The following is a 12,469-nucleotide window of genomic DNA, read 5'->3' as shown; positions in this document are numbered from 1 at the left end:
CGGGACAAGCCCGGCCATGACGGTTCCGAAATGAGTGACTCACAAGGCCTCCAAGCGGGAGGCGAGTCGAGCGCGGGAATCGTCGCAACCTTTGTTGCCGGACATGGCGTCGCGCTAACCGAGGCGGTCGTCCGGCGCGCCTTGCGCGAAGCCGGGCTCAGCGATCGAACGCTGGATTGGCTCGCGCCAGACATCGCCGCCGACGTTTTCCTCGACGCGCAAGACCCGGACGTCGCGCGCGCGCGATTGCAGGCTGCGCTTGCCGGGGAGGCGATCGACGTTGTCGTTCAGCCGGCCGAAGGCCGCCGCAAGCGTCTCCTCGTCGCCGACATGGACTCGACCATGATCGAGCAGGAATGCATCGACGAGCTTGCTGGGCTGATCGGCATACGCGCGCGCATCGCCGCCATCACCGAGCGCGCGATGGCGGGCGAGCTGAATTTTCAGGCGGCGTTGAAGGAGCGCGTCGCGCTGCTGGCCGGCGTGACGCTCGACCAGATCGCGACGATCGTCGCCCGCATCACGCTCACGCCGGGCGCCCGAGCCCTCGTGCAGACCATGCGCGCGCATGGCGCGCATACGGCGCTCGTGACCGGCGGCTTTACGCAATTCACCGCGCCGGTCGCCGCGCGCATCGGCTTCGACGAGACCTTCGCCAACCGGCTGGAGATCGTGGAGCGCGCCTTGACCGGCGCGGTGATCGAGCCGGTGCAGGGCAGAGAAGGCAAGCGCGCCGCGCTTGTCTCCTTGCGCGAGCGGCTCGGACTGGCTTCCGTGGCGACGCTTGCGATCGGCGATGGGGCCAATGATCTCGACATGTTGCGGGAAGCGGGGCTCGGCGTCGCTTATCACGCCAAGCCGAAGGTGGCCGACGTTGCGGCGGCGCGGATCAACTACGCGGATCTGACGGCGCTGCTGTATGCGCAAGGGTATCGGAGAAACGACTTTAGGGAGTGAGGGGACCGCCCTCATCCGACCCCGCTATGCGGGGCCACCTTCTCCCGCGAGCGGGAGAAGGAGTCGCGTTGCCTCATCTCGGGGTTCTTTCCTTCTCCCGCTTGCGGGAGAAGGTGGCCCTCGCGTCAGCGAGGGTCGGATGAGGGCTTAGTCTACCGGCAGCGCCACGAAATGCGCGTCGCCCTGGCCATTGGCCACGATCAGCAGCGCCGTCTTCTTGCCCGCTTCCTTCAGCGCCTTGATCTTCTTCACGGCGTCGGAGGGCTCGTTCACCGGCTCCTGATTGACTTCGAGTAGGATTTCGCCGGGTTGTAGCCGCTTCTCCGCCGCGTTGGACGACGGGTCGACGGAGGTGATGAGCACGCCGTTCTTCACCGTGTCCTTGATCTGGAAGCGCGCGCGCAGATCGTCGGTGAGGCGCGAAAGCTCCAGCCCCAGCGCGCTCTGGGAGGCCGGGCTATTCGTTTCGGGCTTTTCCTTGTCGCCGCCGTCGCGCGAGGCGACCTTCTCGCCGTCCTCCAAACGGCCGAGCCTGACCTTCTTGGTCTCTTCCTTGCCGGAGCGGACGATGACAAGATCGACGTCCTTGCCGACGGGCGTCGCGGCGACGAGCTTGGGCAGATCGCGCGATTCCTTGATCGGCTTGCCGTCGAATTTCACGATCACGTCGCCGGCCTTGATTCCGGCAGGCTTCGACGGGCCCTTGTCGTCCACGCCCGCGACCAGCGCGCCGCGCGTGGCGCCGAGGCTGAGCGTTTCTGCAATGGCGTCGTCGACGTTCTGGATACGCACGCCGAGCCAGCCGCGGCGCGTCTCGCCATATTGCTGGAGCTGGTCGATCACCGGCTGCACGGTGTTGGCAGGGGTCGCGAAACCGATGCCGACCGAGCCGCCCGAGGGCGAGAGGATAGCCGTGTTGATGCCGATCACCTCGCCATCCATGTTGAACAGGGGGCCGCCGGAGTTGCCCTTGTTGATGGAGGCGTCGGTCTGAATGTAGTTGTCGTAGGGGCCGCTATCGATGTTGCGGTTGCGGGCCGAGACGATGCCCGCCGTCACCGAGCCGCCGAGGCCGAAGGGATTGCCGACCGCGAGCACCCAGTCGCCGACGCGCGCCTTGTCGCTGTCGCCGAATTTCACCGCCTTCAGCGGCTTCTCCGGCTTCACCTTCAGCACCGCGACGTCGACCTTCTGGTCCTTGCCGAGAATTTCGGCCTTGAGCTTCTGGCCGTCGTTGAAAATGACGGTCACTTCGCTGGCGTCGGCGATCACGTGATTATTGGTGATGACGATGCCGGAGGCGTCGATGACGAAGCCGGAGCCGAGCGAGGAGGATTTGCGCTGGCGCGGCAGGTCGGGCATGCCCTGGCCGCGGCGCTTGAAGAATTCCTCGAAAAGATCGTCGAAGGGCGCGCCGGGGCCCATGCCCGGCGGCAGCCCGGGCGCGTCGCCGCCCTTGCCGCGCTGTTTGGTTTCGAGCGTCTGCGTCGCCGAAATATTGACGACGGCGTCGGAAACCTGCGCGGAGAGATCGGCGAGGGAATCGGGTCCCTTGGCGTGAGCCGGGCTGGCAAGCCAAAGGGAAGAGGCCGTCGCGAGCGCCAGAGCGGCGCGACGAAATGCGGGCATCATGCGTTTTGCTCCTCGAGGGACATTGTTCTTGTTGGCGCGCCGCCGCCGGCGCCCTTGGTTTATCGCTTTTGCGCCGGCTCCGGCGGGGCGCTCGCGCTTCCCTCGGGGGCGGAGAAAAAACGGAAAAACGCGGAACGCGGACTGACGAGAAAGCGCGTCTCGCCCGGCTTGAACGCGGCTTCATACGCCTGCATCGAGCGATAGAAGGCGAAGAAGTCCGGATCCTTGCCGAAAGCTTCGGCGAAAATACGGTTGCGCTCGGCGTCGCCTTCGCCTTTCGTCTGATCGGCCTTCTGCTGTGCTTCGGCCTTCAGGACAATCACGTCGCGATCCGCTTTTGCGGTAATTTTCTGCGCCTGCTCGGCGCCCTGGGCGCGATATTCGGCGGCCTCGCGCTGACGCTCGGTCTGCATGCGGCCGTAAACTTTTTCTGAAATCTGCTGGGGCAGGTCGACGCGGCGAATGCGGGCGTCGACAACCTCGACGCCGAAGCGGCGCGCCTCCAAGTCGGCCTGCTGCTTGATTTTCGCCATCAGCGCCGAGCGTTCGTCGCGCACGATCTGCCGCTGATTGGCTTCCGACAGCACGCGGCGCACGGCGGAGTTCAGCACCGAGCCGAGCTGATTATTGGCGCCCTGCACGCTATTGACCGACTGATAGAATTTCAGCGCGTCGACGATGCGGTAGCGAATGAAGCTGTCGACTTCGAGACGCTGATTGTCGGCTGCGAGCACTTCGAGATTGGGGCTTTCGACGTCGAGGATGCGATTGTCGAAGGTGACCACATTTTCGATGAGCGGAATCTTGAAATGCAGTCCCGGCTCGGTGATGAGGCCGCGCCCCGCGACGGGCTCGCCGAATCGCAGCACCAGCGCCTGCTCGGTTTGTTCAACGGTGAACAGCGCGCCGCCCACGGCGGCGACGCCGATCAGGGCCAGAATGGCGAGGGCGAAGAGGAGGCCGTTTTTCACTTCTGTCCTCCCTGAAAGGGGGCAAAGGAGGGCAGGGGCATGAAGGGCGCGACCGAGGCGCCGCCCTTGGCGGGATCGTCGAGAATCACCTTCTCCGCGCCGCCGAGGACGCGCTCCATGGTCTCGATATAGAGCCGCTGGCGGGTGAGCGCCGGAGCGTTCTTATATTGCTCGTAAATCTTCTCGAAACGCCCGGCCTGGCCGCGCGCTTCGGCGACCGTCTGCTCGCGATAGGCCTCGGCCTCCTGCAGGATGCGTGCGGCGGCGCCGCGCGCCTCGGGCACGACGCGATTCGCATAGGCCTCCGCCTCATTGCCGAGTCGCTGCAAATCCTGCTGGGCGGCGGTCACGTCGCGGAAGGCGGCGATGACCTGCTGCGGCGGGTCGACCGAAAGCAGCAGCACCTGAAGCACCATGACGCCGCTGTGATAGTCGTCGAGTAGCTTCTGCATCAGCGCCTGCGAGGCGGGCTCGATCACCTTGCGGTCGGCGGTGAGGATTTTTTGAATCTGCGACTGGCCGACGATCTCGCGCATGGCGCTCTCGGCGACCGCCTTCACCGTCGTGTGCGGATTGGCGAGATTGAAGGCGTAATCCTCGGGCTTGGAGGGGTCGATCTGCCAGATGACGCGGAATTTTATGTCGGCGATATTTTCGTCGCCGGTCAGCATCAGGCTTTCTTCCGGCGCCTCCGGGCCGAGACGCGTGACTTGCCCGCCGCGCCGGCGCCCCTCTGGCGCCGCCGCCTCCTCGCGAAAGCCCACGTCGGTGATGTTGCGGTCCGTCACCGCGAGCTTGATCACCGAGCCGACAGGGGCGGGAAGGTTGTAATTGAGGCCCGCCTGCGTCTTGCCGCGATATTTGCCGAAGATGAGATTGAGGCCGATCTCATTGGGCCCGACCGTGTAGAAGCCGGACAGCAGCCAGGCGAGCAGGGTCAGGAGAATGAGGATCAGCATGCCGCCGCCGCCGAAGCCGGCTGGCAGAAACTGCTTGAGTCCTTCCTGGCTGCGGCGCAACAGCTCTTCGAGATCCGGCGGTTGCGCGCCGCCGCCCGAGCCCTGGCCCCAGGGCCCGCCCTGCTGTCCCCAAGGGCTATTGTTCTGATTGCGCGGGCCGCCTTGATCGCTCCAGGGCATCTCGTCTCGCGATTAAATGTGGAAGTGGCCTCGGGCGCGGCTTCGCGTCGCCCGGGATGTTATAGGCATTTGGCGGCGTGGCGGCAATCGCGGACGATTCCCTGCGCGGCAGAGACAGGAGAGAGCATCCCCATGATACGGGATTACGCCAATATCGCGGCCAATGAGCGGACGTTTCTCGCCTGGGTCCGCACGGGGATCGCGGTTATTGCGCTCGGCTTCGTCATCGAGCGCTTCAATCTCTTTCTGCTCGCGCTGGCGGCAGGGGCGGGAAATAACGCCGGTCTCCTCGCCCTTCACCGGCTGCCAAGTCACACCGCGCGCTATGGCGGCGCCGCCTTGATCGCCTCCGGCGTGACAATGATCGTCATCGCCACAATCAGGCTGCTGCAGACCGCACGTCTGCTCGAGGACGAAGAGACCCACAGGCCGAGCGCGACGCACTGGACCTTGTGGGCGCTTTCGGCGCTGGTGCTGGGGGTGGCGATTTTCAGCGCCTATCTGGTGGTGTTCTGATCAGCGATACCAGACGAAGGCGAAAGAGATCAGCAGCGCGAGGCCGAGGCCGATCAGCGCGTTGACGAGAAAGCCGTTGCCGAATTCGTTCATGGTCAGACCTCCGCGCCGGGCTCGGGGACTCGCGGCGCGCGAGACCGGACGAGACTATTCCTATGCTATAGATCGCTATAGCGCGTAGCCAGCGTTTCGCGCCACATTGCCCTGTCAGCGGTAATCTATAACCGTCGCTCCGACAGAGAAGCAGGCGAAACCTGTCATACGAGATTCGCTTGATTGGGCCGGTGTCATTCCCGACGCTCGCGAAGCGAGTGATCGGGAATCCAGAGCAAAACCAGCGCTTTTTGGGCTCTGGATTCCCGGTCGGGCTTTCAGCCCGCCGGGAATGACACGTCCCCATGCGCGCTATTCAAACGGAAATGGTATCAGGCGGCTCCGGCCTCGTCATAGGCGCGCTGCGCCGCGAGCACTGCATCCATATTGCGCTCCGCCCAATGCGCAAACGCCGAAACCGTCTCGTTGAGCGTCTGGCCGAGCGGCGTCAGGCTGTATTCGACCGTCACCGGAACGGTCGCGAAAACTGCGCGAGTGACAAGACCATCGCGCTCCAGCTTCTTCAGCGTCTGCGACAGAACCTTTTGTGAAATGCCCTTGATGTCGCGGCGCAGGCGATTGAACCGGACAGGCCCTTCCTGAAGCCGGTCGAGGATCAGCAACGCCCATTTATCGGCCAGCCTATCCAGCAACAGCCGCGTCGGACAGCGGTCTTCATAGACATTGTAGGCGTTTAGCATCGAGGTCATGGATCTGGCGCTGCGTTTTCATCAGGTTTCCAGGTGGAAACCAGGTGAGCTGAAAGTGCTCTCTTCTTGGGTGTCTGATCCCATGCTACCTATCATATCGATAGCTAGTTTCAATCAGAAACCCATGAGGATAGCATGGCAAAGGTTCTTGTTCTTGGCGCCAGCGGCACAGTGGGACGCCCGCTCGTGAAAGCGTTATTGGCGAAAGGCGAGGCGGTGAAGGCAGCCTCCCGCGGCGGCCATTCCGTGGAAGGCGCGGAAGGCGTCGTCTTCGAATATGGCAGGCCGGAAACTTTCGACGCTGCGTTCGAGGGAGTCGACCGCGCTTTTGTGCTGCTGCCGTCCGGCTATGTGAACGCGACAGAGCTGCTGCTGCCGGTGATCGAAGCCGCTGCGGCCCGCAAGGTGAAAATCGTCTTCCAGAGCGCCTTCGGCGTCGACGCCGACGATTCCATCCCCTACCGCCAAGTCGAAATCGCGCTGGAGAAGTCGGGCGCGCGCTACGTCATCCTGCGCCCCAACTGGTTCGCCGACAACTTCCACACTTTTTGGAAGGCGGGAATCGACCAGGGTCAGATCGCCCTTCCTGCCGGCGACGGCAAATCGAGCTTCATCGACGCCCGGGACATTGCGGCATGCGCCGCCGCCGCGCTGACATCCGGCGATTTCGACGGCAAGGCCTTCAATCTGACGGGCCCGGAAGCGCTTTCTTATGCGCAAGCCGCGGAGATTCTCTCGCAGGTCGTTGGCAAGCCGATCGCTTACAAAGCCGTGGACGACGAAGCCTTTGTCGGCATGCTGACCGGCGCGGGCGCGCCGCCCGATTATGCGGCGTTCCTGGCGTCGATTTTCTACCCCGTGCGCGAGGGATGGACCGCTGCCGTCACCGCCGACGTAGAGACGCTGACCGGCGCCCCGCCGCGTTCGCTTCGAACCTATGCGCAGGATCATGCGCGCGAGCTGTCCGCGTAGCAATCTCGCAGAATAACGGGCCGTAGAGGAGGATTGGCGGCAACTGGCGGAGACGGTGGGATTCGAACCCACGATAGGGTTTCCCCTATAACGATTTAGCAAACCGTCGCCTTCAGCCTCTCGGCCACGTCTCCGCTCGCGCTGCGTCGCGCGTGAATGGGACATATGCCAAAGCGCCCCGTCTTGGCAAGCAGAGTGGCGGCCCCCGGCGTCCCAATCTGCTCGTTTTTGAGGAAACCGAGGCGGCCTGTGGATTTCTCGCGCGCGCCGTGTCGCTGCGCCCGATTCGTGAGGATCGAGCCGTTGGATGCCGGCGCCCGCGATTTCCTGCCTCATTGACAGGCGGCATAGTGTCTCCCGTGCAACGGTCCGGGACTAAATGGCGCGCGGGGGCGGTTTGGCGCATGGAGTTCGTTGACAATGAGCAGGGGCGCCTGCTGATTAGTGGCGAAGGCTTTGGCGTGGAGGGATTGCTTCTCCGGCCCAGCCTGGCGCTTCCTCGAGGACATGCCTTTGGCGCGTCTCCGACCTTTGTTTTTGAAATATGAGGCTGGAATGAAAAAAGTCGCTCTTTCGGTCGCCGCTCTGGCGCTGACCGCCGGCTCCGCGCTCGCGGCCGACCTTCCGTCGCGCAAGGGCCCGCCGGTCCTCCCCCCGCCGCCCCCGCCGGCTCCGCTGTGGACGGGCTTCTACGTCGGCTTGAACGCTGGCGGAACCTGGGCGAGCAGCAACGCCATCAACACCGTTGGATATCCGATTTTCAGCAACGGTTCGGCTGGCGGCGTGCAGGCTCTGCCGGTTTCCGCCGCGCTTGCGTCCTCTTCGCTCAGCGCCAACTCGGGCGGTTTCATCGGCGGCGGCCAGATTGGCTACAACTGGCAGTTCTATAACCGCTTCGTCGTCGGCGTCGAGGCTGACATCCAGGGCATTGCGGGCAGCAGCAACAACGTTTCCGGCGTCGGGATCGCCAACACTTCCATCAATGGCCCGCTGGTGAGCATCTCCAGCGCCCGCCGCAACATCGACTATATCGGCACGGTGCGCGGCCGTCTCGGCTGGCTCGCCACGCCGACTCTGCTGCTCTACGGCACGGGCGGCTTGGCCTATGCCGGCGTGACGCTCAACAGCTCTGTTTTCCAGCAGTTCACTGTCAATCCGGTCGGCAACGTCGGCAACGCCTATTTCTCGAACGCGGCCTTCTCCGACACGCGCGTCGGCTGGACCGCGGGCGGCGGCGTCGAGTGGATGTTCTGGCCGAACTGGTCCGCCAAGGTGGAATATCTCTATTATGACCTCGGCAACGTAACCGTCGCTCAGAATGCGCTGGTCAACGTCGGCCAGGTCGCCGCTGTCGGCAACTTCACGGGCGTCGCTCCGCAGACGACCACCCGCTTCAACGGCCACATCGTCCGCGCGGGCCTGAACTATCACTTCAATTGGGGCGCTCCGGCTCCGATCGTCGCGAAATACTGATCTGATCGGTTAGATCGAAACGAGAGGCCCGGCCGAAAGGCCGGGCCTTTCGGCTTTCTGGCGACGTGATGGATTGACGCCCCTCGTGCTTCGAGACGCCTGCCGCGCAGGCTCCTCAGCATGAGGAGCTTCTGCATCTGGGTCAAACACTTAGGCCTCATCCTGAGGAGCGAGCGACGCTCGCGTCTCGAAGGACGAGGCCGCCTCGGAGGTTTGTCAACAAACTGAGGCCCGGCTTGAAAAGCCGGGCCTTTTCGCTTTTGGAGGCCGCGCCTTTAGCGCGCTGCGGCGCCCTTCGTTCCCGCGTTTCCACGACCGGCGCCGCCGGTCTGGATGTCGCGCCAGGTGTCGGACTGCGAGATCATCTGGCGGATGGAGGCGACGTTCTGCGCGGCGTCGATCGGCGAGAGATCGCGGCGTGACAATTCTTCGGCCTCGGAGAATTTCCCCTGCAGCGCCAGCACCAGGGCGAGGTTCTGACGCACCCGCATATCGGCTCCGGGCTGATTCGCGGCGAGGCGCAGCGTCTCTTCGGCGCGCGGCAGGTTTTTCGCCAGCGCATAGGAAAGGCCGAGGTTGGAAAGAACCGTCGGCTCGTTCGGGCGAATCTTCAGCGCCGCTTCGTAATAGCCGCGCGCCGCCTCGTGGTCGCCGAGCTGATCGGCGAGCGAGCCTTGCGTCGAGAGAACGGACCAGTCGGGCCGCTCGGGCGTATGGGCCTTTTGCAGGACTTCCGCCGCCTCTTTGACGTTGCCGGCGTCGGCAAGCGCCTTGCCATAGGCGCCGAGCACCTTCATATCCTCGGGATAGACGATGGCGAGCCCGCGCAGCACGGCGACCGCTTGCGCATTCTGGTCCAGCGCGTGCAAGGCTCTGGCGTAGGTCATGGCCGTCACCTTATCTTTCGGGCTCCGGTCGTAGCGCTGTCCCCATTCCTCGGCGAATCGGCGAAGCTGTCCTTCGTCCGTCGGCAGCGTGGTCGAGGGGCGGCCGATGGAGCCGGTGATGTCGCCGAGAGAGGTCTTGTTGCAGCCGGAGAGCCCAATGAGTGCGGCAATGGCGACGGCGCAGAGACGGAGCGGTTTCGCGGTAGGGGAGAGCGCCTTTTGCACGGCGAATCTGGTCCGTTGTCTTGTGAGAAAGCTTCAGACGCGAGCAATAAAGCGTTAACCCTAATGGATGCTTAACGGAGGCTAAACGCGCCGATGACGATGAAGCTTCAGGATTGGTCGACCGAGGCGATCGCGATCGACTTCGTTGATAAGAGCCGGTGGCCGCAGGTGAGGGAGACCTTGCCGGCGGCGGTTGCTGCGCTTGCCGCCGCAAATGCATTCGAGGCGAAGCCGGGAACCCTGCTGATTGCGCCCGCGCTCGACGGCGCCCCAGCGCGCGTCTTCTTTGGCGTGGAGGCGCCGGACGCCAAAAAGCGCGACCCCTTCCTCGCCGGCAAGCTCGCCGCGTCCTTGCCCGCCGGGCTCTATCGTCTTGGCGAGAACGTCGCCGACCCGCAGACCGCCGCGCTCGCCTTTCTGCTCGCAAGCTATTCCTTCTCGCGCTATGTCGCGCCGAAAGGCGAAAAGCCGCGTCTCTGCGCGCCGCAGGGCATAGATCGCGCGCGCATCGAGCGCATTGCGAGCGCAGTCGCGCTTGGCCGCGACCTCGTGAACACGCCGGCAAATGACATGGGGCCGGAGGCGCTCGCCGAATCGGCGCTCGCGCTTGCCGCCAAATTTGGCGCACCGTCGCGCGCGATCGTCGGCGATGCGCTGCTCGTCGAGAATTTTCCGCTGATTCACGCGGTAGGCCGTGCTTCCGCCCAGGCGCCGCGCCTCGTGGAATTCGCCCATGGGCCCGAAGACGGGCTGAAGGTGACGCTCGTCGGCAAGGGCGTCTGCTACGATACGGGCGGTCTCGACATCAAACCTTCCTCAGCGATGGCGCTGATGAAGAAGGACATGGGCGGCGCCGCCGTGGCGCTGGCTCTGGCCGCCATGCTGATGGACGCCGGCCTTCCGATTCGGCTGCGGGTGCTGCTGCCGATCGTCGAGAATTCTATTTCCGCGAACGCTTTCCGCACGGGCGATATTTATCGCAGCCGCAAGGGGCTCACTGTCGAGGTCGGCAATACGGATGCGGAAGGGCGTCTCATTCTCGCCGACGCGCTCGCTTATGTGAGCGAGGATCAGCCAGATCTTTTGTTCGACTTCGCGACGTTGACCGGCGCGGCGCGCGTTGCGCTGGGGCCGGAGCTGCCGCCTTTCTATACGGGCGACGACGCCCTCGCCGATGAGATTGCTGCTTGCGGGCGCAGCGCCAATGATCCCGTCTGGCGCTTGCCGCTCTGGGAGAATTACGACGGCGGGCTCGACGGCAAGATTTCCGATCTCGTGAGCGTCACGAGCGGCGGCTTCTCGGGGTCCATCGTGGCGGCGTTGTTCCTGCGGCGCTTCGTCAGCGATCCGAGCCGCTGGGCGCATTTCGACGTCTATTGCTGGAATCCCTCCACCAAACCCGGACGCCCCGAGGGCGGCGAGGCGCAGGCCGCGCGTCTCCTCTACGACCTTATCGAGACGCGTGCGAAAAAGAAGGCGACGGCGTGAGCGAGACATTCGACCGGCGGCTCACCCCCGCGCGTCCCGACATTGCCGCGGCTCATTTGAAGGGCCGCGTCACGGCCGAGCGCTTCGTCGAAGGCGCCGTAATGGAAGTGAAAGAGGGCGTTGTCGATCTGCGCCGCGAACCGCGCCCCGATTGCCCGATCGACACGCAGGCGCTCTATGGCGAGCGCGTCACCGTCTATGACGAGGAGGAGGGCTGGGCCTGGGCGCAGCTCGCGCGCGACGGTTACGTCGGTTGGATCGCCGCCAACACGCTGTGGAGCGCCTTGCGCGAGCCCACCCATAGCGTCTGCGTGCCGCGCACTTTCGTCTATCCGGCGGCGAGCATCAAGCAGCCGCCGCTTCTGGCCTTGCCTCTTTCCGCCGAGGTCGAGATCGTCGATGCGCGCGACAATTTCCTTGTCACGCGCGATCTGGGCTTCATCTGGCGTCCACATCTTGCGGCGCTCGACGCGACCGCGTCCGATTTCGTCGCTGTCGCGGAGACGCTAATCGGCGCGCCTTATCTTTGGGGCGGCAAATCCTCGATTGGCGTCGACTGCTCCGGCCTGGTGCAGATCTCGCTCGCCGCGGCCGGCAAGTCCGCGCCGCGCGACAGCGACATGCAGGAGGCGCAACTTGGCGCGCCCGTGGACATCGGCGCGCCGCTCATGCGCGGCGATTTGATCTTCTGGAAGGGCCATGTCGGGATCATGCGCGACGCAACGACGCTGCTACACGCCAATGGCGCGCATATGCTCGTCTCCAGCGAGCCCCTCGATCTCGTGCGGGCGCGAAATCTCGAAGCCGGGGCCGGCGATATTACGAGCGTGAAGCGTTTGGCGAGATAGCGGCATGACGAAAGTAGTTTTCTTCGATGATCTTTACGTCGGCCAGCCTTTGCGCTCCGAGGCCGTCGAGGTGACGCAGGAGCAGATCATCCGCTTCGCACGTGACAATGATCCGCAATATTTCCACGTCGATCCGGACGCGGCCAAAGAGAGTCTCTTCGGCGGCCTGATCGCCAGCGGCTGGCAGACGGGCGCTTTGACCTTGCGTCTATTGCTCGACTTCTGCGGACTGGCTTTCGCCGGCGGCGTCATCGGGACGGATACGCGGATTTCGTGGAAGCGGCCGGTGCGCCCCGGCGATCGCTTGCATATCGAGGGCGAGATTACAAAACTCCGACCGTCCCGCTCGCAAACGGGCAGGGGCTACGTCACTTTTGAGGCCTCGACCTATAATCAGGACGGCGTGGCGGTGCAGACGATCGAGGCGACGATGCTCGCCTTACGCAGGCCTGATGAGAAGTAATACCATTTCCGTTTGAACAGCTTGCATTGGGCTGTGTCATTCCCGGCGGGCTGAAAGCCCGACCGGGAATCCAGAGCAATAGTAGCTAATGTTGC

Annotated in this window: 12 protein-coding genes and 1 tRNA gene; 7 read left to right on the top strand and 6 right to left on the bottom strand. The window is 64.3% G+C overall.

All coding sequences use genetic code 11. The features are described from left to right. Positions 1-30: 30 nt before the first annotated feature. Positions 31-957 (top strand): phosphoserine phosphatase SerB, encoded by a 927-nt coding sequence (gene serB / locus QMG84_RS11385; protein ID WP_281927989.1) that lies wholly within the window; start codon positions 31-33, stop codon positions 955-957. Between the two features lie 147 nt (positions 958-1,104). Here the strand turns inward: serB and QMG84_RS11380 are convergent, their stop codons facing one another. The 3 genes from QMG84_RS11380 to hflK are packed head-to-tail and all read right to left on the bottom strand — an operon-like array spanning position 1,105 to position 4,699. Further along, entirely contained in the window at positions 1,105-2,589 is a 1,485-nt protein-coding gene (locus QMG84_RS11380; protein ID WP_281927988.1) for a DegQ family serine endoprotease, read from the bottom strand. Positions 2,590-2,648: 59 nt separating this feature from the next. Further along, positions 2,649-3,560, bottom strand: a complete 912-nt coding sequence (gene hflC, locus QMG84_RS11375) for a protease modulator HflC (protein ID WP_202071968.1) — start codon at positions 3,558-3,560, stop codon at positions 2,649-2,651. Then, the gene (gene hflK, locus QMG84_RS11370) at positions 3,557-4,699 is read right to left on the bottom strand and encodes an FtsH protease activity modulator HflK (RefSeq protein ID WP_202071967.1); all 1,143 of its coding nucleotides are present in this window, start codon (positions 4,697-4,699) and stop codon (positions 3,557-3,559) included. The genes hflC and hflK overlap by 4 nt, the downstream gene beginning before the upstream one ends. A gap of 132 nt (positions 4,700-4,831) precedes the next feature. Here hflK and QMG84_RS11365 point away from each other — a divergent pair, with 132 nt between their 5' ends. Then, positions 4,832-5,215 carry a YidH family protein gene (locus tag QMG84_RS11365; protein ID WP_281927985.1) on the top strand — a complete coding sequence of 128 codons (384 nt, stop codon included), beginning with the start codon at positions 4,832-4,834 and terminating at the stop codon, positions 5,213-5,215. Between the two features lie 425 nt (positions 5,216-5,640). Here the strand turns inward: QMG84_RS11365 and QMG84_RS11360 are convergent, their stop codons facing one another. Continuing rightward, positions 5,641-6,018 carry a winged helix-turn-helix transcriptional regulator gene (locus QMG84_RS11360; protein ID WP_434085948.1) on the bottom strand — a complete coding sequence of 126 codons (378 nt, stop codon included), beginning with the start codon at positions 6,016-6,018 and terminating at the stop codon, positions 5,641-5,643. 135 nt (positions 6,019-6,153) lie between these two features. On the opposite strand from QMG84_RS11360, the gene QMG84_RS11355 reads away from it, so the two are divergent. Then, positions 6,154-6,990, top strand: a complete 837-nt coding sequence (locus QMG84_RS11355) for an SDR family oxidoreductase (RefSeq protein ID WP_281927983.1) — start codon at positions 6,154-6,156, stop codon at positions 6,988-6,990. 44 nt (positions 6,991-7,034) lie between these two features. Here the strand turns inward: QMG84_RS11355 and QMG84_RS11350 are convergent. Further along, positions 7,035-7,124 (bottom strand) — tRNA-Ser (locus QMG84_RS11350). A gap of 421 nt (positions 7,125-7,545) precedes the next feature. On the opposite strand from QMG84_RS11350, the gene QMG84_RS11345 reads away from it, so the two are divergent. Beyond that, the gene (locus QMG84_RS11345) at positions 7,546-8,463 is read left to right on the top strand and encodes an outer membrane protein (RefSeq protein WP_281927981.1); all 918 of its coding nucleotides are present in this window, start codon (positions 7,546-7,548) and stop codon (positions 8,461-8,463) included. A gap of 275 nt (positions 8,464-8,738) precedes the next feature. Here the strand turns inward: QMG84_RS11345 and QMG84_RS11340 are convergent, their stop codons facing one another. Next, positions 8,739-9,575: a tetratricopeptide repeat protein gene (locus QMG84_RS11340; protein WP_281927979.1), complete on the bottom strand. Its 837-nt coding sequence runs from the start codon at positions 9,573-9,575 to the stop codon at positions 8,739-8,741. 99 nt (positions 9,576-9,674) lie between these two features. On the opposite strand from QMG84_RS11340, the gene QMG84_RS11335 reads away from it, so the two are divergent. Genes QMG84_RS11335 through QMG84_RS11325 form a run of 3 tightly spaced genes read left to right on the top strand, consistent with a single transcriptional unit; the run spans position 9,675 to position 12,374 of the window. Further along, positions 9,675-11,063: a leucyl aminopeptidase family protein gene (locus tag QMG84_RS11335; protein ID WP_281931986.1), complete on the top strand. Its 1,389-nt coding sequence runs from the start codon at positions 9,675-9,677 to the stop codon at positions 11,061-11,063. Further along, complete coding sequence (locus QMG84_RS11330; RefSeq protein ID WP_281927977.1) at positions 11,060-11,911, top strand: C40 family peptidase; 852 nt, start codon at positions 11,060-11,062, stop codon at positions 11,909-11,911. The genes QMG84_RS11335 and QMG84_RS11330 overlap by 4 nt, the downstream gene beginning before the upstream one ends. A 4-nt stretch (positions 11,912-11,915) precedes the next feature. Beyond that, the gene (locus tag QMG84_RS11325; protein WP_281927975.1) at positions 11,916-12,374 is read left to right on the top strand and encodes a MaoC family dehydratase; all 459 of its coding nucleotides are present in this window, start codon (positions 11,916-11,918) and stop codon (positions 12,372-12,374) included. Positions 12,375-12,469 lie beyond the last annotated feature (95 nt).

Source organism: Methylocystis iwaonis, from assembly GCF_027925385.1.
Lineage (GTDB): Bacteria > Pseudomonadota > Alphaproteobacteria > Rhizobiales > Beijerinckiaceae > Methylocystis > Methylocystis iwaonis.
Note: the sequence above shows the minus strand (reverse complement) of the source record. Positions and strands in the feature narration are given on the sequence as shown.

Coding starts and splice junctions, on each gene's coding strand:
- QMG84_RS11335 (WP_281931986.1), top strand. CDS start 9,675: ATGAAGCTTCAGGATTGGTCGACCGAGGCGATCGCGATCGACTTCGTT.
- QMG84_RS11365 (WP_281927985.1), top strand. CDS start 4,832: ATGATACGGGATTACGCCAATATCGCGGCCAATGAGCGGACGTTTCTC.
- hflK (WP_202071967.1), bottom strand. CDS start 4,699: ATGCCCTGGAGCGATCAAGGCGGCCCGCGCAATCAGAACAATAGCCCT.
- serB (WP_281927989.1), top strand. CDS start 31: ATGAGTGACTCACAAGGCCTCCAAGCGGGAGGCGAGTCGAGCGCGGGA.
- QMG84_RS11380 (WP_281927988.1), bottom strand. CDS start 2,589: ATGATGCCCGCATTTCGTCGCGCCGCTCTGGCGCTCGCGACGGCCTCT.
- QMG84_RS11345 (WP_281927981.1), top strand. CDS start 7,546: ATGAAAAAAGTCGCTCTTTCGGTCGCCGCTCTGGCGCTGACCGCCGGC.
- QMG84_RS11355 (WP_281927983.1), top strand. CDS start 6,154: ATGGCAAAGGTTCTTGTTCTTGGCGCCAGCGGCACAGTGGGACGCCCG.
- QMG84_RS11360 (WP_434085948.1), bottom strand. CDS start 6,018: ATGACCTCGATGCTAAACGCCTACAATGTCTATGAAGACCGCTGTCCG.
- QMG84_RS11325 (WP_281927975.1), top strand. CDS start 11,916: ATGACGAAAGTAGTTTTCTTCGATGATCTTTACGTCGGCCAGCCTTTG.